Annotated in this window: 23 protein-coding genes; 15 read left to right on the top strand and 8 right to left on the bottom strand. The window is 68.5% G+C overall.

What is annotated here, in order from left to right; genetic code table 11:
* Positions 1 to 1,278: 1,278 nt before the first annotated feature.
* On the bottom strand, positions 1,279 to 1,905 hold the full coding sequence (locus tag E0H75_RS07925) for a hypothetical protein (RefSeq protein ID WP_131512521.1): 627 nt from the start codon (positions 1,903 to 1,905) through the stop codon (positions 1,279 to 1,281).
* Positions 1,898 to 3,820, bottom strand: a complete 1,923-nt coding sequence (locus E0H75_RS07920; RefSeq protein ID WP_131512520.1) for an acyl-CoA dehydrogenase family protein — start codon at positions 3,818 to 3,820, stop codon at positions 1,898 to 1,900. Before E0H75_RS07920 ends, E0H75_RS07925 begins: the two co-directional genes overlap by 8 nt.
* A 100-nt stretch (positions 3,821 to 3,920) precedes the next feature.
* Between E0H75_RS07920 and E0H75_RS07915 the strand changes: the two genes are divergently transcribed.
* From E0H75_RS07915 to E0H75_RS07900, 4 genes are read left to right on the top strand one after another with little or no spacing between them, the layout of a single operon-like run.
* Positions 3,921 to 4,316 (top strand): TOBE domain-containing protein, encoded by a 396-nt coding sequence (locus E0H75_RS07915; RefSeq protein ID WP_131359917.1) that lies wholly within the window; start codon positions 3,921 to 3,923, stop codon positions 4,314 to 4,316.
* Positions 4,316 to 5,101 carry a molybdate ABC transporter substrate-binding protein gene (gene modA / locus E0H75_RS07910; protein WP_131512519.1) on the top strand — a complete coding sequence of 262 codons (786 nt, stop codon included), beginning with the start codon at positions 4,316 to 4,318 and terminating at the stop codon, positions 5,099 to 5,101. Before E0H75_RS07915 ends, modA begins: the two co-directional genes overlap by 1 nt.
* A gap of 38 nt (positions 5,102 to 5,139) precedes the next feature.
* Entirely contained in the window at positions 5,140 to 5,904 is a 765-nt protein-coding gene (modB, locus tag E0H75_RS07905; protein ID WP_238162886.1) for a molybdate ABC transporter permease subunit, read from the top strand.
* Complete coding sequence (locus E0H75_RS07900) at positions 5,901 to 6,962, top strand: ABC transporter ATP-binding protein (protein WP_131512517.1); 1,062 nt, start codon at positions 5,901 to 5,903, stop codon at positions 6,960 to 6,962. The genes modB and E0H75_RS07900 overlap by 4 nt, the downstream gene beginning before the upstream one ends.
* A 6-nt stretch (positions 6,963 to 6,968) precedes the next feature.
* Here the strand turns inward: E0H75_RS07900 and E0H75_RS07895 are convergent, their stop codons facing one another.
* Positions 6,969 to 8,078: a transcriptional regulator gene (locus tag E0H75_RS07895; RefSeq protein ID WP_131512516.1), complete on the bottom strand. Its 1,110-nt coding sequence runs from the start codon at positions 8,076 to 8,078 to the stop codon at positions 6,969 to 6,971.
* A 56-nt stretch (positions 8,079 to 8,134) separates the two neighbouring features.
* On the opposite strand from E0H75_RS07895, the gene E0H75_RS07890 reads away from it, so the two are divergent.
* The 6 genes from E0H75_RS07890 to E0H75_RS07865 all read left to right on the top strand — a co-directional run bounded on the left by E0H75_RS07890 (position 8,135) and on the right by E0H75_RS07865 (position 16,919).
* Positions 8,135 to 8,392, top strand: coding sequence for a hypothetical protein (locus E0H75_RS07890; RefSeq protein WP_131512515.1), 258 nt, complete (start codon positions 8,135 to 8,137; stop codon positions 8,390 to 8,392).
* 401 nt (positions 8,393 to 8,793) lie between these two features.
* Positions 8,794 to 11,370: a class III lanthionine synthetase LanKC gene (gene lanKC, locus E0H75_RS07885; RefSeq protein ID WP_131512514.1), complete on the top strand. Its 2,577-nt coding sequence runs from the start codon at positions 8,794 to 8,796 to the stop codon at positions 11,368 to 11,370.
* A 3-nt stretch (positions 11,371 to 11,373) separates the two neighbouring features.
* Positions 11,374 to 11,511, top strand: coding sequence for a SapB/AmfS family lanthipeptide (locus tag E0H75_RS07880; RefSeq protein WP_130387812.1), 138 nt, complete (start codon positions 11,374 to 11,376; stop codon positions 11,509 to 11,511).
* Between the two features lie 154 nt (positions 11,512 to 11,665).
* Complete coding sequence (locus E0H75_RS07875) at positions 11,666 to 13,591, top strand: prolyl oligopeptidase family serine peptidase (protein WP_131512513.1); 1,926 nt, start codon at positions 11,666 to 11,668, stop codon at positions 13,589 to 13,591.
* Complete coding sequence (locus tag E0H75_RS07870) at positions 13,588 to 15,240, top strand: ABC transporter ATP-binding protein (RefSeq protein WP_131512512.1); 1,653 nt, start codon at positions 13,588 to 13,590, stop codon at positions 15,238 to 15,240. Before E0H75_RS07875 ends, E0H75_RS07870 begins: the two co-directional genes overlap by 4 nt.
* On the top strand, positions 15,237 to 16,919 hold the full coding sequence (locus E0H75_RS07865; RefSeq protein WP_131512511.1) for an ATP-binding cassette domain-containing protein: 1,683 nt from the start codon (positions 15,237 to 15,239) through the stop codon (positions 16,917 to 16,919). Before E0H75_RS07870 ends, E0H75_RS07865 begins: the two co-directional genes overlap by 4 nt.
* Here the strand turns inward: E0H75_RS07865 and E0H75_RS07860 are convergent.
* Entirely contained in the window at positions 16,898 to 17,497 is a 600-nt protein-coding gene (locus E0H75_RS07860) for a response regulator transcription factor (RefSeq protein ID WP_131512510.1), read from the bottom strand. The genes E0H75_RS07865 and E0H75_RS07860 overlap by 22 nt on opposite strands.
* 100 nt (positions 17,498 to 17,597) lie before the next feature.
* Here E0H75_RS07860 and E0H75_RS07855 point away from each other — a divergent pair, with 100 nt between their 5' ends.
* Together E0H75_RS07855 and E0H75_RS07850 are read left to right on the top strand one after the other, a co-directional pair.
* A complete protein-coding gene (locus tag E0H75_RS07855; protein WP_131512509.1) occupies positions 17,598 to 18,134 on the top strand; it encodes a DUF5946 family protein in 537 nt (178 codons plus the stop codon).
* 343 nt (positions 18,135 to 18,477) lie between these two features.
* The gene (locus tag E0H75_RS07850) at positions 18,478 to 19,053 is read left to right on the top strand and encodes a transglycosylase family protein (RefSeq protein ID WP_238162885.1); all 576 of its coding nucleotides are present in this window, start codon (positions 18,478 to 18,480) and stop codon (positions 19,051 to 19,053) included.
* A 160-nt stretch (positions 19,054 to 19,213) separates the two neighbouring features.
* Here the strand turns inward: E0H75_RS07850 and E0H75_RS07845 are convergent, their stop codons facing one another.
* The 3 genes from E0H75_RS07845 to E0H75_RS07835 are packed head-to-tail and all read right to left on the bottom strand — an operon-like array spanning position 19,214 to position 21,117.
* Positions 19,214 to 19,864, bottom strand: a complete 651-nt coding sequence (locus E0H75_RS07845) for a class I SAM-dependent methyltransferase (protein WP_131512507.1) — start codon at positions 19,862 to 19,864, stop codon at positions 19,214 to 19,216.
* A 4-nt stretch (positions 19,865 to 19,868) separates the two neighbouring features.
* Positions 19,869 to 20,510: a Pr6Pr family membrane protein gene (locus E0H75_RS07840; RefSeq protein WP_131512506.1), complete on the bottom strand. Its 642-nt coding sequence runs from the start codon at positions 20,508 to 20,510 to the stop codon at positions 19,869 to 19,871.
* A gap of 52 nt (positions 20,511 to 20,562) precedes the next feature.
* A complete protein-coding gene (locus E0H75_RS07835) occupies positions 20,563 to 21,117 on the bottom strand; it encodes a 2TM domain-containing protein (protein ID WP_131512505.1) in 555 nt (184 codons plus the stop codon).
* A gap of 80 nt (positions 21,118 to 21,197) precedes the next feature.
* On the opposite strand from E0H75_RS07835, the gene E0H75_RS07830 reads away from it, so the two are divergent.
* The 3 genes from E0H75_RS07830 to E0H75_RS07820 all read left to right on the top strand — a co-directional run bounded on the left by E0H75_RS07830 (position 21,198) and on the right by E0H75_RS07820 (position 24,529).
* Positions 21,198 to 21,797 (top strand): TetR/AcrR family transcriptional regulator, encoded by a 600-nt coding sequence (locus E0H75_RS07830; RefSeq protein WP_131512504.1) that lies wholly within the window; start codon positions 21,198 to 21,200, stop codon positions 21,795 to 21,797.
* Positions 21,798 to 21,887: 90 nt separating this feature from the next.
* Positions 21,888 to 22,400 carry an AAA family ATPase gene (locus E0H75_RS07825; protein WP_131512503.1) on the top strand — a complete coding sequence of 171 codons (513 nt, stop codon included), beginning with the start codon at positions 21,888 to 21,890 and terminating at the stop codon, positions 22,398 to 22,400.
* A 35-nt stretch (positions 22,401 to 22,435) separates the two neighbouring features.
* Positions 22,436 to 24,529 carry a molybdopterin-dependent oxidoreductase gene (locus E0H75_RS07820; RefSeq protein WP_131512502.1) on the top strand — a complete coding sequence of 698 codons (2,094 nt, stop codon included), beginning with the start codon at positions 22,436 to 22,438 and terminating at the stop codon, positions 24,527 to 24,529.
* On the opposite strand, the gene E0H75_RS07815 is transcribed toward E0H75_RS07820, so the two are convergent.
* A complete protein-coding gene (locus E0H75_RS07815) occupies positions 24,526 to 25,539 on the bottom strand; it encodes a LacI family DNA-binding transcriptional regulator (protein ID WP_131512501.1) in 1,014 nt (337 codons plus the stop codon). The genes E0H75_RS07820 and E0H75_RS07815 overlap by 4 nt on opposite strands.
* Between the last annotated feature and the right edge of the window lie 219 nt (positions 25,540 to 25,758).

The raw sequence follows: 25,758 nt of genomic DNA, 5'->3' as shown, positions 1-25,758 counted from the left end.
GTACGTCGGTACCACCTGGAGCCTGTTTGTCAGCGACCCGTCCGTCGCCGACAACTGAACGTTGTCACGCCACCACAACCGCAGACCATCCCCGGGTTCAAACATTTGCATTGCCTTTGAACAAGGCAACCGTGAGTAAACAATCCCTCACTTTCCGTACCCCCGTTGCCTTCCGCAACAACAACCCGCCCATCAACCCCGCCACCCGATCCCTGGGATCCCCAGGCCTCCAAACACCCCGGACGCCAGACATCCAGCCGGATCACGCGACTGATGTGACCTTTCCCACGCCCCGCCAGCCCCACACCGGACTGGACCGGGCAACCCACGGCCGACCCACGCCTCACACCCGGCGCCCCGTCCCACACCACCCGCACACGGCCCGCGACCGCATCGCACCCGCGTCCCACGCCAGTGCGTGGCATCGCCGCCAGCCGCGGGCAGCACAAACAGCGCCGGCCAGCACCCCGCCGCACCTCTGAGACCGCACCGCCAGGCATCGCACTCCCGAAACCGCGGCCCAGGAACGCCCGGTGATCCGACACAGCCCGCCACTGGCGGGTTGTTTCACCGATGACGCGCACCAGCCCGCCACTGGCGGGTTGTTTGACCGATGACGCGCAACAACCCGCCAGCCACCACACAACCCACCACCCACTTAGTGCGAGGTGCCGGCGCCGGCCCGGGTGGGGTGCGGTGGCCGCGCGGATGCCCCGGTGGAGTAGGCCGCGCGGACGGATGGGTGGAGGAGGCCGAGCGGAGTGGGCCGCGCGGACGGATGGGCGGAGGAGGCCGAGCGGAGTGGGCCGGGCGGACGACCGGGCGGGGTAAGCCGCGGCAGTTGCTTCCAGCAGAGTGGCGTACGACGTGGTGACCAGCCCGCCGGGGCAGCGCGGTCAGAACCGGCCGGGACCCCGGGCACCGGCCACGCCGCACCGCTGGGCGTCGCACTCCCCGAGACCGCAGCCCAGGGGCGCCACCTGTCCAACAGGAGTCCCGCGACTAGCGGGTTGTTTGACCGATGACGCGCAACAACCCGCCAGCCGGCACACAACCCACCACCCACCCAGTGCGAAGTGCGGGGGCCGGATGGAGTGGGACCGCGTGGACGGACGGGTGGAGTGTGCCGCTTAGACGGACGGGCCGGGTGAGCCGCGTGGACGGACGGGCAGGGGTGGGCCCCACGGATGGCCGAGTGGGGTGGATCGGGTCGACGGCCCGGTGGGTGGGACGCGTGGATGAACGGGTGGGGTGGGCCGGAGCGGGGTGGGGGGGGGGTTAGTACGGGTAGGTGTCGTCGCGGCGGGTTGGGTCTAGGTCCCAGAGGGAGAAGTCGACGATCTTGTGGGATTCTTCGCCGCCGGCGGGCATCAGGCCGACGGAGTCGTAGTCCTTGGAGCCCATGCCGTCGAGGTAGCAGAGCAGCTCGAACGCCGACTGGGCGTCCTCGATGTCGTCGATCACCTCGTCGTTCTGCGCCTCGTCCGCGCGACTCCGGACGTACTCCACGAACGCGTCCGGATCCGTCACCACGTAGTCGTACCGTGCCTGGTAGCTGAGCCGCACCCCGTCCGCCGGCAGCAGCGGCTCCTCGAGTCCTTCGAGGTCGTCCAGGCCCGCGCCCTCGACCATCTCCCGGTAGTCCGCGGGGTCGTCGAAGTCGTCCGGCCCGAGCGGCAGGTCGTCCAGCTCGTCGGGGTCGTAGGAGTCGATCCCGAGGAAGATGTCGCCCCAGCCCCGCTCGTGCACGGCGTCCGCGAGCGCCCGGGCCTGGACCCGGACGTTCTCGATCGCGCCGGTGGCCCGCAGGTCGTGGAGATCCAGAGCGTCGGCCTGCTCCAGCAGCACCCGGGCGAGTTCACGGGCGGCCTCGGCGGCCGACGCGGGTTCGATCGGCTCACTCATGCTGCGACGGTACAACCATCGGCACCTCCACTGCCGAGCCCGGTACGCCGAACGCGTCGACGAGCTCGACCGCGACCGGCCGGACCGCGGCGCAGAGCTCGTTCACCAGCGCCGTGATCGCCTTCGACCGGCCCGGCGACAACCGCCCGTGCTCGAGGTACCAGGCACGCTCCGACTCGATCGTCGCGAGCGCATGCAGGTCGTAGACATCCTTCAGCACCTCGCGGAGTTCCTCCGGCGCATCGTCGACCGCCGCATGGAACGCCTCCAGCACGACGCGGTCCACGTGCGCCCGCCCTGCCGCGATGATGTGATCCTGGCACCGGTTGAAGACCTCGAACGGCTCGTCCCCGGCATCGATCCCCGCCTTCAGCCGCCGCGCGACCCCGGACAGCATGTGCTCCTCGCGGAACCGCAGCAGCCCCGAGTGGTACGCGTCGTCCCGCAACCCCGCATCCGGATCGTTCGCGTCACTCCGATTCGGTACGACGTCCCGCAGCCGCTCGATGAGTGGTCGCAGCGCAGCCTTCTCGACCGCGATCTCGATCGCTTGCGCCGCGATGAACCGGGCCGTGCCGAGCGGGTCCAGCTTCCCGAACGACTCCCGGTAGTCCGTCAGCAGACCCTTCGCCACCAACTGGAGCAGAACTGTGTTGTCTCCCTCGAAGGTGGTGAACACATCGGTGTCCGCCTTCAACGTGGCCAGCCGGTTCTCCGCCAGGTAGCCGGCACCGCCACACGCCTCACGGCACATCTGGATCGTCTCGGTCGTATGCCACGTCCCGACCGCCTTCGTCCCGGCCGCCTGCGCTTCCAGAGCTCTCCGGTCGTGCTCGTTGCTGCCGTCGCCGAACACCCGCACGAACTCGTCGACCAACCCGGCCTGCGCGAAATGCAGTGCGTAGGTCCGCGCGAGCAACGGCAGTAGCCGGCGCTGGTGCATCCGGTAGTCCAGCAGCAACGCCTCCTCAGCACTCCCCGGAGCACCGAATTGCCGCCGCTGAGCGCCGTACCGGATCGCGATGGTCAGGGCGACCTTGCTGGCATTGATCGCCGCGCCACCGACCGAGACGCGCCCCTGCACCAGCGTGCCGAGCATGGTGAAGAACCGGCGGTCCGGGTTCTCGATCTCGCTCTGGTAGTTGCCGTCAGCATCGACCTGGGCATAGCGGTCCAGCAATGCCTCCCGTGGCACCCGGACCTGGTCGAACACGATCCGCCCGTTGTCGACCCCGTTCAGCCCCAGCTTCGGGCCGCAGTCCGACAGCGTCACCCCGGGCATCGCCGTACCGTTCTCATCCCGGATCGGCACAAGCAGGCAGTGCACACCCTGGCTCTCGCCGCCGACAACGAGCTGCGCGAACACCGCGGCCATCCGCCCGTGCCGGGCCGCGTTCCCGATGTAGTCCTTCCGCGCGGCCGCGGTCGGCGTGTGCACGACGAACTCCCCGGTCGAGGCGTCGTACGTCGCCGTCGTACCAAGCGCCTGCACGTTCGAACCGTGGCCCGTCTCGGTCATCGCGAAGCAGCCGAGCAGCCGGCCGCTGAGCGCGTCCGCGAGGTAGCGCTCGTGGTGACGCTCGGTGCCCAGGTGCAGGATCGCGCCGGCGAACAGGCCGAACTGCACCCCTGCTTTCACCATCAGCGAGAGATCCCCGAAGGCGAGCGTCTCGAACCCGGCGATGAACCCGCCGAGATCGCCCTCACCGCCGAACTCCTTCGGGAAACCGCGGGCCGGATGACCCTCGGCCGTGACATCCAGCATCACGTCGAGCACCTTGTCGCGGTACTCGTCCCGCGGCAGGCGCAACGACAGGTCGAGCAGCTCCGCGTTCGCGCTCAGCCCAGCGCGCACGACGTCTCGCGCCGCCTTGTGCGGCCCGTCCAGATAGTCCCGCAACCCCGTTGTCCTCATGCTCTTAACCTATGCGGATTCGCCCGCACTTTCCGTCACCATCGTGTGACTGTGGACAACCCTCGTCACAACGCGCATCTGCGGCAGTATGCTGTCGACCGTGCCGAACTTGCGGATCAGTGAGGCGGCCGCGCTCCTCGGAGTCAGCGACGACACAGTACGGCGCTGGATCGATCAGGGCAGGCTGCAGTCAGTCCAGGAAGGCGGCCGGATGGCCGTCGACGGCGGCGCGCTCGCCGCCTTCGCCCAGAGCCTGGCGGAGTCGCCCGAGCCCGGCGCCACCGCCGCGGCCTCGGCGCGCAACCGGATGCGGGGGATCGTCACCCGCGTGCTCAAAGACGGCGTGATGGCCCAGGTCGAGATGCAGGCCGGGCCGTTCCGCGTCGTGTCCCTGATGAGTCGCGAGGCCGCTGATGAGCTCGGGCTCGAGCCAGGTGTGGTCGCCGTCGCCTCGATCAAGTCAACCCATGTGGTCGTAGAAATCCCGGAGGCCTGATGTTCCGCCGTACAGTGCTCGCCGCGCTTGCCGCCACCGTCGCGCTCACCCTGGCCGGCTGCGGCGACGACACCCCTGCGGCGTCCTCGCCCTCGGACAGCCCCAGCGCCGCGGCGTCCCTGTCCGGGACCGTCAATGTGTTCGCCGCGGCGTCGCTCACCGAGTCGTTCACCCAGATCGGCAAGGACTTCGAGGCGGCTCACCCGGGTGTGAAGGTCACCTTCAACTTCGCCGGCAGTTCGGCGCTGGCGCAGCAGATCAACCAGGGTGCACCGGCTGACGTCTTCGCCTCGGCCGCGCCGAAGAACATGGACCAGGTCACCGACAAGAACAGCCCGACGACGTTCGTGACGAACACGCTGGAGATCGCGGTACCGCCCGGCAACCCCGCGAAGATCACCGGTCTGAAGGACTTCGGAGACAAGAGCAAGAAGATCGCGCTGTGCGCTCCCCAGGTGCCGTGTGGCGCGGCGTCGGAAACGGTGTTCAAGGCGGCCGGGGGCACCCCGCAGCCGGACAGCCTCGAGCAGGACGTGAAGGCCGCGCTGACCAAGGTCAGCCTCGGCGAGGTGGATGCCTCGCTGGTCTACAAGACCGACGTACAGGCGGCCAAGGGCAAGGTGGAGGGTATCGAGTTCCCCGAGGCGAGCGAGGCGGTCAACAAGTACCCGATCGCCACGCTGACCAAGGCCCCGAACGCTGACGGCGCCAAGGCGTTCGTCGACTACGTCCTGTCCGACAAGGGCAAGGCCGTCCTCACCGCAGCGGGCTTCGCAACACCGTGAGCCGTCGTAGCAGGAGCACGATCGGGCGTCTGCCCCTCGTGCTCCTGCTGCCTGCGTTACTCGGTCTGGCGTTCCTGCTCATCCCACTGGTCGGCTTGCTGGCCAAGGCGCCATGGTCGACGCTGCCGAGCCGTTTGTTCAGTACGGACGTCTGGGACGCACTGAGGTTGTCTTTGCTCTGCGCGACAGCGGCAACTGCGATGTGCATGGTCCTGGGGATCCCACTGGCGTGGTTGCTGGCCAGAGCACCGATACCCGGCCGCGGGGTGATCAGGGCGTTGGTGACCGTTCCACTGGTCCTGCCGCCAGTGGTGGGAGGTGTTGCGCTGCTCCTGGTGCTCGGACGGCGCGGACTGGTCGGTCAGCACCTGGACGCCTGGTTCGGCATCAGTCTGCCGTTCACCACGGCCGGAGTGATCGTGGCGGAAGCCTTCGTGGCCATGCCGTTCCTGGTCATCTCCGTGGAGGGTGCACTGCGTGCTGCGGACCCTCGTTACGAGGAGGCCGCCGCGACGCTCGGCGCTGGTCGGTGGCTGACGTTCCGCCGCGTCACTCTGCCTTCTATCGCACCAGGTGTCGTGGCGGGCGCCGTACTGTGCTGGGCTCGTGCGCTGGGTGAGTTCGGCGCCACCATCACCTTCGCCGGCAACTTTCCCGGCCGTACGACGACCATGCCACTGGCCGTGTATTTAGCTCTGGAGACCGACCCGGACGTGGCCGTCGTACTGAGTCTGGTGCTGCTGATCGTTTCTGTCGTCGTGCTGGCGTCCCTGCGTGAGCGCTGGATCAGTGGGCTGCGATGACACTGCATGCCGAGATTCGCGTGGCCCGCGGCGAGTTCGACCTCTCACTCGACCTCACCGTCGAACCGGGCGAGGTCGTCGCACTCCTCGGCCCCAACGGAGCCGGCAAGACCACTGCGCTCCGTGCGATCTCCGGACTGCTGCCACTGGGCGACGGCCGGATCGCATTGGACGAGGAGGTGTGGGACGAACCTCCCCGCACCTTCCGTACGCCGGACCGCCGGCCGATCGGCGTGGTCTTTCAGGACTACCTGCTGTTCGACCACCTCAACTGCCTGGAGAACGTTGCCTTCGGCCTCAGAGCCCGCGGCGTCGACAAACACGCAGCCCGCGCCGAGGCGACTCGATGGCTCGACACCGTAGGTCTCTCGTCGTACGCCCGAAGTCGACCACGCTCGCTGTCCGGCGGCCAGGCCCAGCGGGTCGCTCTGGTCCGCGCACTGGCCACCAGCCCTTCGCTGCTACTGCTTGACGAGCCACTGGCCGCGTTGGACGCCAGTACGACGCTCCACGTGCGTGCTGAACTCGGTCAGCACCTGGACCGCTTCCCAGGGCACACGCTGCTCGTCACCCACGACCCTCTCGACGCCATGGTCCTCGCGGATCGTCTGGTGATCGTCGAACACGGCCGCGTGGTCCAGGAAGGCCGCCCCACCGAGATAGCCCGGCGCCCCCGCACCGACTACGTAGCTCAACTGGTAGGCCTCAACCTCTATCGCGGCAGAGCGTCCGGCAACACCGTCTCGCTGTCCGAAGGCGGCACCATCACCCTCGCCGAGCCAGCGAGCGGTCCAGTCCACGTAGCCTTCCCACCCACCGCCGTGAGCCTCTACCCAGAGGCCCCGTCCGGCAGCCCCCGCAACACCTGGCCCGCCACAGTCACCGGCATCGAACAACACGCCCACACTGTCCGAGTCCGCCTGACCGCAACCCCCGCCGGCCCAACCACCCTCCTGGCCGACATCACCCCCGCCGCAGTAGCCGACCTCCACCTATCTCCCGGCCAGCCCCTCCACGCCTCCCTGAAAGCCACCGAAATCCACACCTACCCGGTGTAAGTGCGGTCACTGGAGTTGGTGGTGGAGGGCTAGTTGGAGGAGGGCGGCGCCGGCGGATTGGGTGGGGTGGGTGTGGGTGAAGGTGTTGATTGTTTCGGGGGTGAAGGGTTGGGGGGTCAGGAGGCGGCCTTCGGGGTTGGTGGTGGGGAGGTGGGGGAAGAGGGTGTCGAAGATGGTGGCGTCGAGGGACAGGACTGTCAGTAGGTCGGTGGCGAAGGTCAGGGGGTCTACGCCTAGGCCTACGCAGTGGGCTCGGGCTGTGCCGGCTTGAAGGGCATCGGTCAGCTGGGTGGCGAAAGGCCAGTCTGCGTAGGGGATGGGGGCTGTGGCGCTTCCGTAGTCTTCCGGGTGGGCGGCTAGTTCTTCGGCCAGTTCTCGGGTGAGGTTGTGCCAGAGGGAGAAGTCGTTCTGCTCGTTCCAGGAGGCGGCTGCACTGGGTTGGAAGATGCCGGAGGGGACCACCTGGTAGAGGCCGCCGGCGTGGCCGACCTTGGCGGGGTCTCGCCAATGGAGGTAGAAGGTGGAATCGACGTCGCGGCGGATGGTGAGGGTGCTGATCGCGATGTTGGTGGGGCGGTTCGCCGGGTTCCAGGGCGCGCCGATGGATGTGCGCAGCTGGGTCGCGGCGTTCGGGTTGAGGCGTTGGGCGGTGAACTCGTGGGCGGAGGCTTCGCCGGTGTTGATGCTGTCGAAGTAGGTGCCTCGGCCCAGGCGGAGGAACGGCTCCGGGCCAGTCAGGTCCGCGGCTATGAGGCGGTAGGTGGGGCGGTCCTCGAAGACGGCTGGTGGGGCCAGGTCGGCAATGGTTTCGGCGTACGAGTCGTAGTGGGTGCCATCGGGGCGGAGGGGTAGCTGCTCACGGGCTGCGGTTTCGCGGCCGGTGACGCCGGTGAAGGTCGCGTCGGGATCGAACTTGAGGGCGATTGACGTCAGCGGGATGGGTGTCGACGGCAACCAGGTTTCGGGAGCCAGCAGCGGAGTACCGGCAACGTGACGGGCTGCGGGGAATTCGTCGGCTGCGTCAAGGCCGAGGCGATGGCGGTGCTCGACGAGGTGGCGGCGTACGCCGAACCAGGCGTGGCGGCTTGCCTCGACGTCGGCTGTGGATTCCGGCATGACTCATTGCAACAAGGTGCAAGGTCCCCCGGCAACGACGGGGCCCCGGCTACCGTGTGAATTCGACCGACGAGGAGGCCACGCTGACTGCCGGGGCGTATCAAGTGCAGGCAGCTTGCAGTACCGGCAAGGTGAAGCTGGTCGCGCCAGGCGGATCGTTGCCGGTGGCATGTAGTGGAGCGCTCGGGCCAGGACTCAACGTCTGTACGACGAAGCCGGGGCTGATCGTTGCGGTCGAGCGAATGGCTGGCCCGGTGGGCGATCTGGTCTGGCAGCTCAAGCGAGTGGATGCACAGCGCTGGGCCGGCCGATGACATGATCTCAGGTATGTCGACGGACCTGGAGGCCGCTCTCACGCGACGAGCGCGGCGCGATGCGGGCTGTGTGCGAGGCCTGCTGGCCGGACGTGCTGGCCAGTCATCCCAGCATGCTGTTGACATCTGTTGGCGCTGGGCTGCCGAACTGCCCGCGGCGTGAAGGATCTTGCACGAGTGAGGGTGGCTTGGGTTACGGGCTGTGACGGCACCGGGATGAATTGACGTGTTGTAACGGGCGATTTCGCGCTCAGAACGCGCGGTGCGGTAACGAAGAGTGTTTAGTTACTCACTCGTAGTGTGTGGATTCCTCACACCAGAGTGATGACATCGTGCACTACGCCGACCCCTGTCCGGGTGTCCAAGATGTGCGGGGCACCACGAGAGGGGGTCGGACAGTCATGCACGAGAGTTACGAGTTCTACTGCCTTGCGGACCGGACGTTCTACGAGTCGCCGGCCAATCGTGGTGCCCAGCACCCGGACTTCGCCTTGGCCGGCCGGGCTGTCCCGGACCGGTGGCGGCATGTGCCCGGGGAGACCTGGATGCACTACGCACCCAACGAGCTGAAGCTTCCCGCCCAGGGCTGGAAGATCCACGTGTCGGCCCGCCTCGCGGATGTCGAACGGACGCTCGAGGCCGTCTGGGAGTACTGCGTCCCGCGCGGCATCGCGTTCAAGTTCCTCCGCAACGAGCCCGTCCTCGTGATGGTCAACTCGAAGGCCGCTCCGCGCGGATCGAGTGGCAAGCTCGTGACGATCTACCCGACCGACGAAGCACAGCTCGAGCTTGTCCTCAAGGAGCTCGACGGCATCCTCCAGGGTGTCAAAGGCCCCTATATCCTGAGCGATCTGCGCTACGGCGAGGGTCCACTCTTCGTCCGGTACGGCGCCTTCGTCAGCAGGTTCTGTCTGTCGCCGACAGGCGAGCGGGTGCTGGCACTCGAGGACGACCAGGGCCGGCTCGTCCCGGACCATCGGGGCCCGACGTTCGCGGTGCCCTCCTGGGTGACGTTGCCGGACTTCCTGCGGCCGCAGCTCGACGCGCGCAACGCCGTCACGACCAACGACCTCGCGTACACGATCGACGGCGTCATCCAGTTCTCCAACGGCGGCGGCGTTTACCTCGGCCACCACAACGAGACCGGTGATCGCGTCGTCCTCAAGGAAGGCCGCCCGTACGCCGGTCTGGACATGGCCGGCCGTGATGCGGTCGCCCGGATCGCCCACGAGAAGGACATCCTCGAGCAGCTCGACGGCCTGGACGTCGTACCGAAGCTGCATGACTACCTCCAGCTCGGTGAGCATCACTTCCTCGTGCAGGAGCACATCGACTCGGTGTCGCTGCAACGGGAGCTGGTACGGCGCTATCCGCTGACGCACCCGGATGCGACCGAGGCTGACAAGGCGGAGTACGCCGAGTGGGCCGCGCAGATGGTCGGCAAGGTCGCGGAAGCGGTCGGGCAGCTGCACGAGCGCGGCGTGGTGTTCTGCGACCTGCATCCTGACAACGTTCTGCTCGACGTCGACGGCCGGCTCACGCTGATCGACTTCGAGGTCGCGACTCGGGCCGAGGACAAGGCCCGCTCGACCCTCGCGCATCCCGGCTACGCAGCTCCCGGCGATCGCCAGGGCGTCGACGTCGACCGCTATGCGTTGGCCTGTATCGCGCTTGGCGTCTATGCACCGCAGGCAACGATCCTGCTGAATCTCCATCCTGGCAAGGCATTCCAGCTCGCCGACATGATCACCGAGACTTTCCCGGTGCCGAGGGCGACCGTCGAGGAAGCCGTCCGGACCATCGTCGGACCGCAGGCCACGCACGACCCGGAGATGGTCGACCTGGCCCTTCCCGGCGAGGCCGACTGGCCCGAGGTCCGCGAGGCACTGACCCGATCCATCGTCGCGAGCGCGACCCCCGGACGCACCGACCGGCTGTTCCCCGGCGACATCGCGCAGTTCCGCGACGGCGGCGGCATCGACCTCGCCACCGGCGCCGCGGGCATCCTGTACGCACTCGCCAAGACCGGCGCCGACCGCTTCCCGGAGTACGACGAATGGCTGCGGAAGCGGGCCGTGGGCACGGAGACCGGTCCCGGACTGTACGACGGTCTGCACGGTGTCGCGCACGTCCTCGACGAGCTCGGATACCGCCAGGACGCACTGGATCTCGTCGACCGCACACTCGCGGACGACTGGAGCTCCCGCGAGCTCGGCTTGCACTCCGGACTGGCCGGCATCGGCCTCAACCTCCTGCACTTCGACACCGAGCCGGCCCTTCGGGCGAAGGCGGTCCGCGTGCTCGACCTGGTCGCTGACCGGCTCGGGGACGTCACCGACGTACCCGAGGTCAGCGGCGGTCAGCAAGCGCGGGCCGGGTTGATGCACGGGTCGTCCGGGCCGGCGCTCTTGTTCCTGGAGGCGTTCGAGCAACTGGGTGACACCGGGCTGCTCGACCTGGCCGAGATCGCCATCAAGCAGGACCTCCGACGTACGACGCTCACCCCGGACGGGATGCGGCAGGTCGACCAGGGCTGGCGGACCCTGCCATACCTGGAAGAGGGCTCGGCCGGTGTCGCGCTCGTCCTCGAGCGGTATCTGCGCCACCGTCCGTCCGATGAGCTCACGGCGACGCTCGCCGAGCTCCAGCGGGTGACGCATTGCTCCTACTACGTCCAGCCCGGTCTGTTCATGGGTCGCGCCGGCCTGCTCCTCACAGCCGCCTCACTCGGCGAGGAACAGGTAACGGTCGACGACCTGGTGTACGGGCTCGGTTGGCACGCGATGCCGTACCAAGGCGGTCTCGCGTACCCCGGCAACCAGTTGCTCCGTCTGTCGATGGACCTGGCGACCGGATCGGCCGGCGTACTGCTGGCCCTGGGAACGGCGCTGCACGACGCGCCGGCGTCCCTCCCGTTCCTCGGACCTCCCCAGTGGTCCGAGTCAACATCGCGGCGATCTGCACCGAAGGAGGTGTAAAACATGGCACTTCTCGACCTTCAGGGTCTGGAGACCCCGGGCTACGGCCACGGCGGCCACCACCACGGCGGCTCCACGCTGACCGTGCTGGGCTGCGCTTCGCAGACCCCGAGCAACCTGAGCCTTCTGCTCTGCCACTGATCGGTGGTTCTGAGGCCCTGGGTGGGCGGCATACCCCACCCGGGGCCGAACTGCCTTCGGCCGTGCCGCAGGGCACGTCCGACCCGATCACCGGTGACCGACTCGCCTCGGTCGCCGGGCGGCTGACGTTGTGCCGGACGGAAGGAGTGGAGTGTTGGGTACCTCCGTGCAGTCCTATCCATGCGCCGAGCGGCTCCCGCTCGTGGAGCAGGTGCACGGCTGTTCCGTCGCGGATCCGTACCGCTGGCTCGAAGACCGCGAGTCGGCCGAGGCCCAACGGTGGCAGGCGGACCAAGACGAGCTGTGGCTGACTCATGCCGCCACGCTGACGAACCGGTTCCGGTTCCGCACCAGTGTGAAGACCCTCTCGAACGTCGGCAGCGTCTCCGTCCCCAGTTGGCGCGGCGACCATTGCTTCACGCTCCGCCGCGATCCGGGCCGACAGCACCCGATCCTGTACGTCGACGAGCACGTGCTCCTCGACCCTTTGCAACTCGACCCCAGCGGGCGCACCACTCTGGACGGCTGGCAGCCGTCACCCGATGGCAGCCTCCTCGCCTTCCAGGTCTCACAAGGCGGCACCGAGCAGTCCGTCCTGTACGTCCTCGACGTGACCACCGGTCAACCCGTCGACGGCCCGATCGACGGTTGCCGCTACTCCCCCATCGCCTGGCTCCCGGACGGCAAGTCCTTCTACTACGTGCGTTTCCGCCAGGTACGGCATCGCCACCTGAACGACCCCGACGACACCACGATCCTCGCGACCGAGGCGTCGTACGGGCTCGAGCTCAGTCATGACGGTCGCTGGCTGACGATCTCCGCCTCCCGCGGTACGGCGAACGACCTCTGGCTCGCCGACCTCGCCACGGACGAACCACCCATCCCCGTGCAGCAGGACATCGACGCCCTCACGATCATGACGGTGGGACCCGACGGCCGCTTGTACGTCGTCACCACCCGCGACGCGTCTACCGGCCGAATCTGCATCGGCGAGCCCAACAACCCTTCGAGCTGGGACGACTTCATCGATCCCGGCGCACCGCTGACCGGCCTTGCGATCCTCGACGAGCACATCCTCGTCAGCCACACCGACGAGATCACGATCCACGACCGAGCGACCGGCACGCGAATCGGCTCCGTCGAACTCCCAGGGTCCGTAGGCTCTCTGACGACGCGACCGGGCGGCGGCACCCAGGCCTGGTTCACCTACACCGACAGCGTCACCCCAACGGCCGTCTACTGCTACGACGCCACCACCGGCAGTACGACGCTCTGGTCGCACGCACCCGGCGTGGTCTCGGACGCCGAGTCGCACCGCCTCACCTACACCTCGCCCGACGGCACCGAGCTCCAACTCCTCGCGATCGCCAAGCCGGGGACCGAAGGACCGCGACCGACGATCCTCTACGGGTACGGCGGTTTCGGCCAGTCCCTCACCCCGACGTACTCCGCGTTCACGCTCGCCTGGGTCGAGGCCGGCGGCGTCTTCGTGACCGCCACTGTCCGCGGCGGCGGCGAGCACGGTGAAGCTTCCCACCGGGCCGGGATCCTGGACCAGAAGCAGAAGGTCTTCGACGACTTCATCGCGGCCGCCGAGCACCTGATCGCGACCGGTTGGACCACAGCCGATCAGCTCGCGGCGTGCGGCGAGTCGAACGGTGGCCTTCTGGTTGCCGCAGCACTCACCCAGCGCCCGGAGTTGTTCGCGGCCGCCGTCTGCTCGGCGCCGCTGACGGACATGGCGAGGTACGAGCTGTCAGGTCTCGGTGAGCGCTGGGTGCCGGAGTTCGGGTCCGCGTCCGATCCCCACCAGTTCAGGACGTTGCTGTCCTACTCGCCGTACCATCGTGTCGCCGAAGGCGTGAAGTACCCGGCCGTCCTCCTGACGGCGTTCGGGAACGACACGCGCGTGGATCCCTTGCACGCCAGGAAGATGTGCGCCGCGCTCCAGCACGCGACCGCGGGCGAGCGTCCGGTGCTGCTGCGTCTCGAGCTCGATGCCGGCCACGCGACCGGAGGCATCAGTCTGGCAGCCGACATACTGGCGTTCGTCGCCGGCCAAACCGGGCTGGCGTCGTGATCACCTTCGGCGAGGTCGCCAAGCACAGCCGCGGCTGGCTGCCGGTGATCGGTCTCAACGCACTGATCGGCAGCGGCGTCACGCTTGCCCTGCCGACGATCCTCGGCCGTTCGGTCGACTCGATCGTGGCCGGAGATGGGTACACCCGTTGGCTGATCGCGGCCGCCGGAGTGATCGGACTCGGGATCGCCGCCAGCATCGTCGATGCGTTCGTCGGCGCTGCCTGTGTCGCCGAAACGACTGCCTGGCTGCGGCATCGGTTGGTGAGGCAGATCGTCCACGGTGGCCCGGAAGGTACCCGCAGCTTCGAGACCGGCGACCTCGTCACCCGCGTCTCAGCCAACGCCACCGACGCCGCCCAGGCCGGTCCGGCCGCTGTGACCGCGATCGCCGCGATCGCTCCGCCGGTGGGCAGTCTGGTCCTGCTCGCGGTGATCGACCCCTGGCTCGCCGCAGCGTTCTTCGGCGGAGTAGTGCTCGTGATCCTCGTCCTGTGGACGTTTGCGAAGCGGACCGCCGACGTCAGTCTGGCCTACCAGGAAACCCAGGGCCGGATCGCTGCGCTGCTGTCCGAATCCCTCACAGGCATCCGTACGATCGCCGCCGCCGGTACGACGGCCCGCGAGGAAGGCCGCATCCTCGGCCTCCTGCCCGAGTTGCACAAGCACGGCGTCGTCACCTGGTGCGTCCTGGCCCGCTCCGGCGCACAGGCTGCGATCGTCGGTCCGCTCGTGCTCGTCGCCATACTGGCCGTGGGCGGGCTCCAGCTCGCGTCCGGCCGGATCACCGCGGGCGAGTTGTTCGCCGCGTCCCAGTACGCCGTACTCGGCGCAGGCCTCGGCAACCTGACCGGGGTGATCGGCGAGATCGCCCGCGCCAAGGCCGGTGTGCATCGGGCCCGTGAGGTGCTCGCGATCGAGTCGGTCGCGCACGGCACGCTCGCACTGCCGAAGGGGACCGGCCACCTGACGTTCAACGGCGTCAGCGTGATCGCGGGCGGAAATGTCCTGCTGGACAACGTGAATCTCGACCTTCCCGGCGGCGCCACCGTCGCCGTGGTCGGTCCGAGCGGCGCCGGCAAGTCGGTGCTGGCTGCGATCGCCGCGAGGTTGCGCGACCCGTCGACCGGCCAGGTCTCGCTGGACGGCGTACCGCTGCAGGCCGTCAGCCGAAATGCTCTACGCTGCGCGGTCGGTTGCGCCTTCGAACGTCCGCAACTGGTCGGCCGGACGATCGGCGAGGCGATCGCGCCCGAGACGATCAGCCCGGTCCGCACGCTGGCCGCGGCCCGCGCAACGCACGCCCACGACTTCGTCAGCCGGCTGCCGGACGGGTACTTCACCTCGTTGCGCAAGGCACCGATGTCCGGCGGTGAACGGCAACGCCTCGGCCTCGCCCGGGCCTGGTCGGCGGACCGCCTACTGGTGCTGGACGATGCGACCTCCAGCCTGGACACAGCCACTGAGCGGCAGATCAGCCGGACCCTCACCGAGGATCGCCATCACCGGACCCGCCTGATCGTCACCCACCGCCCCGCCACCGCCGCCCGCGCGGACCTCGTCGTCTGGCTCGACCACGGCCGCGTCCGTGCCATCGGCCCACACGCTGACCTCTGGCAGCACACGTCGTACCGCGAAGTCTTTGGATGAAGCGCGAACTGAGATACGGCGCCGCGGCGCTGCGGAAGCGGGCGACGACCAGGCTGATCGCCTGGTTGATCCCGGAGATCCTGCCGACCGCGGTCTACGGCATCGCGGTCGCGCACGCGACCGACAACTTTCTCGGCGGCCACGTCTGGCAGGGCATCGCCTGGCTCGGCGGACTGGTCGCGACGGCCTGTCTGGGCGCGGCCGGAGCACGTCAGGTGTACGGCCGCCTCGGCGATCTCGTCGAGCCCGTCAGGGACGACCTGGTACGACGCGTTGTCGCCGGCGCCCTGCGGACCGGGGACGACAGTGCCGTGGCGCGGTTGAACCGGCAGGTGGAGATCGTTCGGGACACGTTCGCCGGGTTGGTCCTGGTGATCCGCAGTTTTGCCGTCACGTTGTTCGGCGTACTGACAGGCTTGTTGTCGCTGGCGCCGTTGGTCGCGGCGTTCGTCGTACCGCCTTTCCTGCTGGGGTTTGCGTTGTCGCTCGCGGTGCTGGGGATGGCAGCGGATCGGGTGCGAGCGTCGTTGCAGGCGGACGAGGACCTCGCGGCATCGGCCGGGATGGTGTTCGGCGGGGTGCGGGACATTACGGCGGCCGGGACCGAGGAGTTCGCCGGGCGCTTGGTGGGCGATCCGATCGAGGCGCACGCGGCGGCCGAGCGCGCACTCGCGAAGGTTGCCGCGCTTCGGACTCTGTGCTTCGCGGTCGGTGGTTGGCTGCCGCTGCTGATCCTGCTGGCGGCCGGACCTTGGCTGATCGGGCGTGGAGTCAGCACCGGCACGCTGCTCGGCGGCCTGACCTACGTGCTGATCGGGTTGCAGCCGGCGCTGAACGCGGTGATGGGCGCGCTGGGCGACAGCGGTCTGCGGTACGTGATCACCCTCGGCCGGATCCTGGACTCTTCCGCAGAGGTCGAGCGGCCGGGTCACACAGACACTCCCACCGGTTTCGACGTCAGCCTGCGTGGGCTGAGTTTCGCCTACGGCCCGAACGCCGAACCTGTGCTGGACAAACTCGAACTGACCATTCCCGAAGGTGAGCACCTGGCGGTCGTCGGACCGAGCGGAATCGGGAAGTCCACGCTGGCCGGGCTGGTGTGCGGGATGCTGACACCCACGAGCGGGCAGGTGCTGGTGGGCGGCGTTCGCCCGGCCAGGGCGACGCCCGCGACGCGAGTGCTGATCCCGCAGGAGGCCTACGTCTTCAGTGGGACCGTGCTGGACAACCTGATCTATCTGTTGCCCAACGCAACAACACCGCAGGTGGCGGACGCGGTCGATGCGATCGGTGCGGCGGCACTGATCGAGCGGATCGGCGGACTGACCGCGGACGTCAAACCGGGCGAACTGTCCGCCGGCGAACGGCAGTTGATCGCGCTGGTCCGCGCGTACCTGTCCCCTGCGCCACTCGTCGTACTCGACGAGGCGACCTGCTTCCTGGATCCGGAGGCCGAGCGCGTCGCCGAGGAGGCGTTCGCCAGACGCGAAGGCACGCTCATCGTGATCGCACACCGGATCAGTTCGGCACTCCGAGCCCGCCGCATCCTGGTCCTCGACGGCAACCAGGCAGCCCTGGGCACGCACGTCAGCCTGATGCGCAAGTCCCGCATGTACCGCGACCTGCACGGCAACTGGGCCCCCACAATCAGCAGGAGTCAGATCCAGCCGGCGTCCTGAGCCTTCCGGATCGCCTCGATGCGGCTGCGGGAACCGGTCTTCGCCAGGATCCGGGACAAGTAGTTGCGTACGGTCCCGGCACTCAGACTGAGGGTCCGGGCAACCTCCTGCGCCGTCGCACCCGTGGTGACCTGCCGCAGCACCTCGCACTCACGATCGGTCAACGGGTTGTCGCCGGCCTTCAACGCCGCGACCGCAAGCCGTACGTCGACGACGGGCAGACCCTTCGCCACATCCCGGACCGCCTGCACCAACTGGTCCGGGGTCACGTCCGTCGCTATCAGACCGATCCGCGGCGCCTGCTTCACCAGCGCGATGCTGGTCGCGGCGATGGCTTCGTGATCGATCAGCACCAGCACACCGCGGCCGGTCAGCTTCCGGCACAGCTCCTCGATCCGGATCCGCCCAGGCAGCTGTGGGTCGAGCAGTACGACGTGCGGCCGTCGCCCGGCCACCTGCAGGACGTCCTCCGAGCGGTCCAGCTCGGCCACCACGTCCAGATCGTTCTCCCTTGCCAGCACCGCGGCCAGTGCACCACGCACCAACGTGCCGCGATGGCCGAGAGCCACTCGGATCACCGCTTGCCCCCATACCCTTCCGTCGCCTCATCCGCCGGTCCGCCACTGCGGCGGCGGAAATCCAGCTGCCGGACGGCGGGGCCCGTGCTTCGATCAACGAGTGAACCCGCCGGATGACACGCACGAATCCCGCCGCTGCCCGGGCTGCGGCGCCGATCTCCCGCGCTCGGACTGGCCGGGCGAGGCGAAGAACAGCGCCTCCCCGGAGTGTCTGGAGGTCTCCGGCCGGCTGCTCGGCTTCGAGATCGAGCACCAGGCCCGGCTCGGCCACCTGCACCAGCTGCGGATCGACGCGTACGGCGGCCAGCACGTCCTCCCGGGCACGCCGCCGATCGGGCCGGTGTTCGCGCTCAACGGCCTGTACATGTACCTCGAGCGTGGTTCGGGCAACCTCGACGTCCGCACGGCCCACGGCGTCATGGCCAACTCGTACGACGACTGGCCGGTGCTCAGCCCACCCGCGACGGTCGGCCGGCTCACGGCGTACGACGTCCTGACCGCGGGCGGAGTCGACGCGGTGGAGTCGGCGCTCATCAGGTGGGCCGGACAGGTGTGGGATTCCTGGCCGGACGACGTCCAGGATGTGGTCCGGAAGCTGACCGTCGAGCTGGTCCCGCAACGCTATTTCCGACGCTAGAAACCGGTCGGTTCCAGGCCTTGGTTACCCCGTCCAGCGACCCTCAAACCTCGGCGTGCCGAGCCGGAAACCGTTCTGTTGTTGGACTTTCACTACCTCAAAGGCCAGAAAAAACCGGGGCAGATTCCCCGGATGGTCTTGCGCTCCGCGCCGAGGTCGCACAGGATGACAGGCGTTGCGTCGTTACCGTGGCGTGATCATTCGGTCGCTGTCCTGTGACCTGCCCGAATGCCCCCTCCCCTGCACGGGGGGCCTGGTGAGTTCCACCATGCCCAAGCTCACGAGGAGCGCTTTTCCGATGTCCAAAGCACGACATGCGCGCCCCCGGCGAAGTACCCGCCGGGTGGCACGGACCCTCACGATCGCCGGTCTCGGGGCCGGCATCACCGCCGCCGGCGCCGGTGCGGCGTTCGCGACCGACTACACGGTCAAGCCCGGCGACACCCTTTCCGAGATCGCCCAGGCCAACGGCGCCGACTGGCACCAACTGGCCAGGATCAACAACCTGAAGGACCCCGATCTGATCCTGATCGGGCAGACCCTGACGCTGGACGGCGTGAAGAAGGCCGCCGCTCCGCAGCGGGTGACGACCAAGAAGGTCGAGACCAAGAAGGTCCGCAAGACCGAGCGCAAGGTGAAGACCAGCCGGTCCGAGGACCGTCCGGCGGCCAGCGGCCGCGCGAACCTCAGCGGCGCCTGGGCGAAGGTTGCCAACTGCGAATCCAGTGGGAACCCGCGGGCCGTCAACCCGGCCGGGTACTACGGGCTGTTCCAGTTCGACCTGCAGACGTGGCGCAGCGTCGGCGGCTCCGGCAACCCGGCCAAGGCGTCGGCGGCCGAGCAGCTGATGCGCGCGAAGAAGCTGTACGCCCAGCGCGGCGCCTCCCCGTGGCCGGTCTGCGGCCGCTACCTCCGCTGACCTGACCCCACTCCATCCGGCCGGATGGTGGTGGACCGTCCTCCCACCGTCCGGCCGGGCCCTCGCGTCCCTGGCGTCTGGCGCTCCCCACCCATCGTGGCGGGTCAGTGCGCAACTCATCCGTGATCGCGACGGGTGGGGAGCACCAGACGCCAGTTGGTCAGGCCCGGGTGATGACCAGCATCTCGTTGGCACCGACCTGGAACTCGTACGGCACCTTGCGGGTCTCCCAGGTGATGCCGTCCAACTCGTCCAGGATCTCCGGCAGGAACGCCACCGGCTCGCCGGCACCCTGCAGCACGAGCGGGAAGATGCGCACCTCCGCGTTGCTCACCCGGATCAGTTCGCGCAGCGCCGCCAGGTGCCAGTCGCGGTCGTACTTGTCCGCCCAGGTGAACAACAGGTGCGAGCACAGCACCAGGTCAAACCGCCGGTCACCGAACGGCAGCTCCGGCAGCCCGGCCGCGATGTAGCGCTCGGGCGCCACCGACACGTCCTGCAGGAACCGGTCGGCCGCCTCGATCCTGTACTGGTCCTTCCGCTCCGGCGATCCGTACCAGTGCCAGACGAAGCTCCCCTGGTGCTCGTCCACGATCCCCGCGGTCGCGGGCAGGCTGCGCCGAACGGTGTCGACGAGCTCGGACGGCTCCAGCTCGTACGCCGGATCGGCCGCGATCGCGTCGACGCCACGCGCGGCGGCCTCCGCGGTGAAGCTCGCACCGCCCGCACAGCAGTCGAGCACGGAATCAGGGAGTTCTCTCAGGTCGAACATCGCTTCGTACTCGGCGTACGAGCGCGAGGTCACCAGCACGGGTCTACCTTTCGACGGTTGTCTTCCGGTGCAGGCGGCGATCCAGGAAGGATGCTCCGGCCGCCAGAGCCAGGAACAGTACCGCGACCAGCAGACAGTTCAGCAGCACCCGGGCGTACCCGTGCTCGCCGACATCCACGAACGGATACGGGTAGAACCCGACGAACTCACCGCGGACCAGCGTGAACACCAGCCACAGCAGCGGGTACACGATCGACCACCCCACGATCCGCTGATCCGTCACGCCGCGCGGGCCGAACAGCAACCAGCCGAGGACGCCGAGGATCGGCGTCGCGGTGTGCAGCAGGAAGTTCGCGACCTCCGCCCAGCCGGTCAGGTCGCCGAGCCCGGCCAGCACCAGGTGGTAGACGATGCCGGTCACCGCAATACAGAGCACACCGTTCAGCCGCAACGTCTTGAACAGGGTGCTCTGCGGCCGGTCCGGCTGCAGAGCCAGCAGGAAGACCGTCGCCCCCAGCAGCAGGTTCGACTGGACGGTGAAGTACGCGAACACGTTGAACACCCGCTCCGGGTTGTCCGGGAAGAACCCCTCGGTCCCGTTCGCGGTGACGAACAACTGCACCACGATGCCCACCAGGACCACAGCCGCCGTGACACCGGCCCAGATCCGCCCGATCGTCGTCATGCACGCAATGTACGACGCCGAGACGCTGTGTCACGGGATCTCAGACGCCCGCTCAGGCCGACTGCTTCTCCCGTTGCTGCTGATCAGCTTCCGTACGTTCGAACGAGTAGCTGAACGAGACGATGGCGTCGATCACCAGCACGATCGTCCAGGTCCACGCCGGGGCGAGGGCGGCGTCGTACCCCTGCCCGGAGAGGAGACCGAGGCCGATCATGATGCCGACGCCGACGACATACGCGAGCAGGTGGTGGTACCAGCCGGCGCGCTCGCGGCGAGCCCGCTCGGGCCCACGCTTCGGCGGCTTCACCGGACGCGGCGCACCACCCATGAAGTGCGCGGCCCACTTGTCGGCCCACTTGAGCGTCTGGTGGCCGAAGCCGACGCTGACACCGATGAAGATCGCGGCCAGCGAGTGCTTGAACGACGGTTCGCCGCCGCGGTGGATGTCGATCACGCCGGCGACCAGCATGACCACGTCGACCAGCGGCACCGCCGCCAGCAGGACCAGGCCGGCCTTCGGCAGCCGGAGCAGGTAGCGCGTCGCGAGCCCGGCAGCGAGCAGGACCCAGAACCCGATCTCACACGCGGCGATCACAGCGAGCAGCACAGTGGTTCACCCTCCCGAGATGTTTATTAGTACGACTGTGTTGTGAACGACAGTAACACGGCTGTGCTAAAAAGGAACACATGCCGAAGATCGTCGACCACGACGTCCGCCGCGAGGAGATCGCTCAGGCGCTCTGGCGGGTGGTCCGCCGCGACGGCGTCCGCGCCGCCTCGGTCCGGACCGTTGCCGCCGAGGCCGGCTGGTCACCCGGGGCCGTGCGCTACTACTTCCCCGACCAGGAGGGTCTGCTCAGCTTCGCGATGGACCTGGTGGCGCGCCGGGTCGGCCAGCGGATCAGCGCACTGGACGTCAAAGGAAGCGCCCTGACGATCGTGCTGCGTTACCTCGAAGAGGCTCTCCCCCTCGACGCCGAGCGGCAGGCCGAGTTCGACGTCTGGCTGGCGTTCATGGCGCAGGCCCAGGCCGAAACCGGAGCCGGCAGCCTGCACGGACACGTCGACGCGGTGCACGACGGCCTGCGCCAACTCTGCGAATCGCTGCTCCAATCCCTGTCCGAGGCCGGCGGCCTCCGGGAGGGTCTGGATCTGCGCCGCGAGGCCGAACTTCTGCACGCCCTGATCGACGGCCTGGCCTTGCACTCGGCCATCCAGCCCGGCCGGACCACACCGGCCCGGATCCGGCAGCTCCTCCGGCACCACCTCGAAACACTGCTTGCCTGAAACCCTTGCACACGAAGCTTTTCTGTCCGATCACAGACAAGATTCGGCGAGACCGGACTAAAACCTTGCGCCGCGTGGCACGATCACCGCATGGAGTCCGAGGGGGTGATCGTCGTCAGTGGGATCATGGCGGCCGGGAAGTCGACGGTTTCCCAATTACTGGCCGAGAGATTCCAGTACGGCGTCCATCTCCGGGGTGACGTTTTCCGCCGGATGATCGTCAGCGGACAGGCCTCGATGGCCGACGACATGGCCGAGGCCCAGCGGCAGCTCCAGCTCCGGTACCGGCTCGCCTGCCAGGCCGCCGACGGGTACGCGCAGTCCGGTTTCACCGTGGTCCTGCAGGACGTGGTCATCGGTGAACTGCTGCGCGAGTTCCTGGACGGGATCCAGACCCGGCCGCGCTATCTCGTCGTCCTGACGCCGCGACCCGAGGTGATCTCCAGCCGGCTCGGCGGGGCCTACCACCTGGTCGACGAGCTCGACTACGAGCTGCACGCGTTCAGTCCGCGGCGCGGATTGTGGCTGGACAACTCCGATCTGTCCGCCGGCGAGACGGTCGACGCGATCCTCGGCCGCCTGGACGAGGCGCGCTTCGAGTGATGACCGGACAGGCTACCCAGGGGTAGTTTGGCTGGATGGCGACCACGGTACGGCGGACCTCCTGCAACCTGTGTGAAGCGATCTGCGGTGTGCTCGTGACGGTCGACGACGGCCGGGTCACCGACATCCGCGGCGACGAATCCGATCCGCTCTCCCGCGGTCACATCTGCCCGAAGGCCGTCGCGCTCCGCGATCTCCAGGAGGACCCGGATCGGTTGACCACGCCAGTACGACGTACCGCCGACGGCTGGCAGGAGATCGGCTGGGATGCGGCGTACGAGCTGGTCGTCGGGAAGCTGACCGAGATCCAGCGTGAGCACGGCCGGAACTCGGTCGGCGTCTACCTCGGCAACCCGAACGTGCACAGCCTGGGTGCGCTGACCCACCTGCCGACGATGATCCGGCAGCTCCGGACCCGGAACCGGTTCAGCGCCACGTCGATCGATCAGCTCCCGCACATGCTCGCGTCGTACCTGCTGTACGGCCACCAGCTGATGGTGGCGGTGCCGGACATCGACCGCACGTCGTACCTGCTGATGCTCGGCGCGAACCCGCTCGCCTCGAACGGCAGCATGATGACCGCGCCCGGCTTCGGCCGACGGCTGAAGGACGTGCGTCAGCGCGACGGAAGAGTTGTGGTGATCGACCCACGGCGGACCGAGACAGCCGCGATCGCCGACGAGCACCACTTCGTCCGGCCGGGCACCGACGCGGCGTTCCTGCTCGCGCTCATCCATCAGGTCATCGCCGACGGTCACGCGCGGCCGGCGTCGTACGTCGACGGGTTCGCGGCGGTCAAGGCAGCGGTCGAGCCGTGGACCTCGGATCGGGCCGCCGCTGTCACCGGGATCGACGCGGACGTGATCCGGCGGATCGCGACCGAGTTCGCGACCGCGGACCGGGCCGCCTGCTACGGGCGGGTCGGGGTGTCGACGCAACAGTTCGGCGCGATCTGCCAGTGGGCGATCCAGGTGCTCAACATCATCACCGGGAACCTCGACCGGCCGGGCGGCACGATGTTCCCGCGGCCGGCGGTGAACGCGCTGCTAGGTCTGGGTCGCGGTCACCTGGGGCTGTGGAAGAGCCGGGTCCGCGGACTGCCCGAGTTCGGCGGCGAGCTGCCGGTGTCGACGATGGCCGAGGAGATCCTGACACCGGGAGACGGCCGGATCCGGGCGATGGTGACGGTCGCCGGCAACCCGGTGCTGTCCACCCCGAGCGGCCGTCGCCTGGACGAGGCCCTCGACACGCTCGACTTCATGGTCTCGGTCGACCCGTACATCAACGAGACCACCCGGCACGCGGACGTGATCCTGCCGCCCGCGCCGCCGCTCGAGCGGGACCACTACGACGTGATCTTCCATCAGCTCGCGGTCCGCAACACGGCTCGCTGGAACGACGCCGTACTGCCGAAGCCGCCCGAGGCACGGCATGACTGGGAGATCTTCCGCGACCTCGGCCTGGCCCTGGTGCGCCGTACGCCGTGGAGCCGGCGCAAGGTCGAGATGATGGCGCGACTGCGGATGTCGCCACGCCGGATCGTCGACCTCGGACTGCGGATCGGGCCGTACCGGTTGTCGCTGCGGAAGCTGCGGAAGTCGCCGGGCGGGGTCGACCTCGGACCGCTCCAGCCGGCGTTGCCCGGGGCGCTGCGGGGCAAGAGCAAACGGATCGACCTGGCCCAGCCGATGATCCTGGATGACCTGCCCCGACTGGAGTCGCTGGTCGCTCTCGACGACGGCGGGCTGTTGCTGATCGGGCGGCGGCATCTGCGCAACAACAACTCGTGGATGCACAACTCGGCCCGGCTGGTGAAGGGCCGGCCGCGACACCAGTTGCTGATGAACCCGGCCGACCTGGCCGAGCGCGATCTGAAGGACGGCCAGCTGGTCAGGGTGGCGTCGGTGGCCGGATCGGTCTCCGTGGAGGTTGCTGCGAGCAACGACATGATGCCGGGGGTGGTCAGCCTGCCGCACGGCTTCGGGCACGGCCGGGAAGGTGTCCGGCTCACGGTTGCGAGCCAGGTCGCGGGAGCGAGCGCGAACGACGTCACGGACGCCGGGCTCACCGACACCGTGGCCGGCACTGCCGCGGTGAACGGCGTCCCGGTGACGGTGACGGCCGGCTAGACCGGCGGTGGGCCGGAGCTGTCGCGGACGATCAGCAAGGGTGTGGAGTAGAGGTGTGCCTGTGGGCGGGCGCCGTTGAGCAGGTCGAGCAGTCGGTTGGTGACCTCGGCGCCGTACCCGATGATGTTGTGGCTCATCGCCGTCAACGGCGGGTGCGTGATCCGGCACAGGGTCGAGTCGTCCCAGGCGACCAGCGTGACGTCCTGCGGTGAGCGCGACCCGAGCCCGTGTACGACGGCCAGACCGGCCACCGCCATCAGGTCGTTGTCGTAGATGATCGCGGTCGGCCGGTTCGCGGCGGCCAGCAGGTCGCGCGTCGCCGCGGCACCCTCGTCGGCGGAGAAGTCGGTGTGCACGACCCGGATCTTCAGGCCCAGCCGGCGCCCGGCCGTTGCGAATGCCCGGTCGCGGATCCAGACATCGCCGTACTCCGGTGGTCCGGCGATGCGGGCGACCACGCGGTGACCGAGCGACGCGACGTGTTCGAGCGCCGCGTTCATCGCCGCCGTACCGTCGGTCCAGACACACGGCATCCCGTCGGCCAGCTCCGGGTCGGCGACCAGCACGGCCGGCAGCCCGAGCTTGCGGAGCAACGGGATGCGCGGGTCGGCGACCCGAAGGTCGACCACGATCACGCCATCGACCCGGCGTTCAGCGGACCATTTCCGGTACGTCGCCAGCTCTTCGTCCAGATCCGCCACCACCTGCAGGGCGAGCGCGTAGGACTTCTGTGAGAGCACGGACTCCACACCACCCACGAAGCCCATGTAGAACGGTTCCTCGGTCAGGGTCTTCGCGGTCCTGGCGAGGACGAGCCCGAACGTCTCGCTCCGGGCCGCGGACAGCTGGCGGGCGGCCCGGTTGGGCACCCACTCCAGCTCTTCCGCGACCTTCAGGACCCGCGCCCGGGTGGCCTCGGAGACCCCCGGCTGGTTGTTCAGCGCGTACGACACCGCGCCTTGGGAGACGCCCGCGCGGCGGGCGATCTCTTTGATCGTGACTCGGGGCACGACGGCCTCCTCGAAGGGCGGCCGGACCGAGGACGGTCGGTCCGGAATCCTTCAGTGTGCGCCGGTTTCCACACCGTGTCACCACTCAGGCGCGGAGGGTGACTGTTTGATCAAATCCTCACCGCTTCTTACCTGCACATCTCAGGGGATAACCACTCCTGTTGTCCCTTCTCTCCCCGTATTTCGACAAGACAAGGGGCAACACCAGGGGTTATCCGC

It is taken from the genome of Kribbella capetownensis, from assembly GCF_004331485.1.
Lineage (GTDB): Bacteria > Actinomycetota > Actinomycetes > Propionibacteriales > Kribbellaceae > Kribbella > Kribbella capetownensis.
The sequence above is the reverse complement of the archived record's forward strand: the minus strand, read 5'-3'. Positions and strand labels throughout refer to the sequence as shown.

What these genes read in the sequence shown, in the direction of transcription:
- E0H75_RS07925 (WP_131512521.1), bottom strand. Translation starts at nt 1,905, where the DNA reads ATGAGTGAGCCGATCGAACCCGCGTCGGCCGCCGAGGCCGCCCGTGAA.
- E0H75_RS07920 (WP_131512520.1), bottom strand. Translation starts at nt 3,820, where the DNA reads ATGAGGACAACGGGGTTGCGGGACTATCTGGACGGGCCGCACAAGGCG.
- modA (WP_131512519.1), top strand. Translation starts at nt 4,316, where the DNA reads ATGTTCCGCCGTACAGTGCTCGCCGCGCTTGCCGCCACCGTCGCGCTC.
- E0H75_RS07900 (WP_131512517.1), top strand. Translation starts at nt 5,901, where the DNA reads ATGACACTGCATGCCGAGATTCGCGTGGCCCGCGGCGAGTTCGACCTC.
- E0H75_RS07895 (WP_131512516.1), bottom strand. Translation starts at nt 8,078, where the DNA reads ATGCCGGAATCCACAGCCGACGTCGAGGCAAGCCGCCACGCCTGGTTC.
- lanKC (WP_131512514.1), top strand. Translation starts at nt 8,794, where the DNA reads ATGCACGAGAGTTACGAGTTCTACTGCCTTGCGGACCGGACGTTCTAC.
- E0H75_RS07880 (WP_130387812.1), top strand. Translation starts at nt 11,374, where the DNA reads ATGGCACTTCTCGACCTTCAGGGTCTGGAGACCCCGGGCTACGGCCAC.
- E0H75_RS07865 (WP_131512511.1), top strand. Translation starts at nt 15,237, where the DNA reads ATGAAGCGCGAACTGAGATACGGCGCCGCGGCGCTGCGGAAGCGGGCG.
- E0H75_RS07840 (WP_131512506.1), bottom strand. Translation starts at nt 20,510, where the DNA reads ATGACGACGATCGGGCGGATCTGGGCCGGTGTCACGGCGGCTGTGGTC.
- E0H75_RS07830 (WP_131512504.1), top strand. Translation starts at nt 21,198, where the DNA reads ATGCCGAAGATCGTCGACCACGACGTCCGCCGCGAGGAGATCGCTCAG.
- E0H75_RS07825 (WP_131512503.1), top strand. Translation starts at nt 21,888, where the DNA reads ATGGAGTCCGAGGGGGTGATCGTCGTCAGTGGGATCATGGCGGCCGGG.
- E0H75_RS07820 (WP_131512502.1), top strand. Translation starts at nt 22,436, where the DNA reads ATGGCGACCACGGTACGGCGGACCTCCTGCAACCTGTGTGAAGCGATC.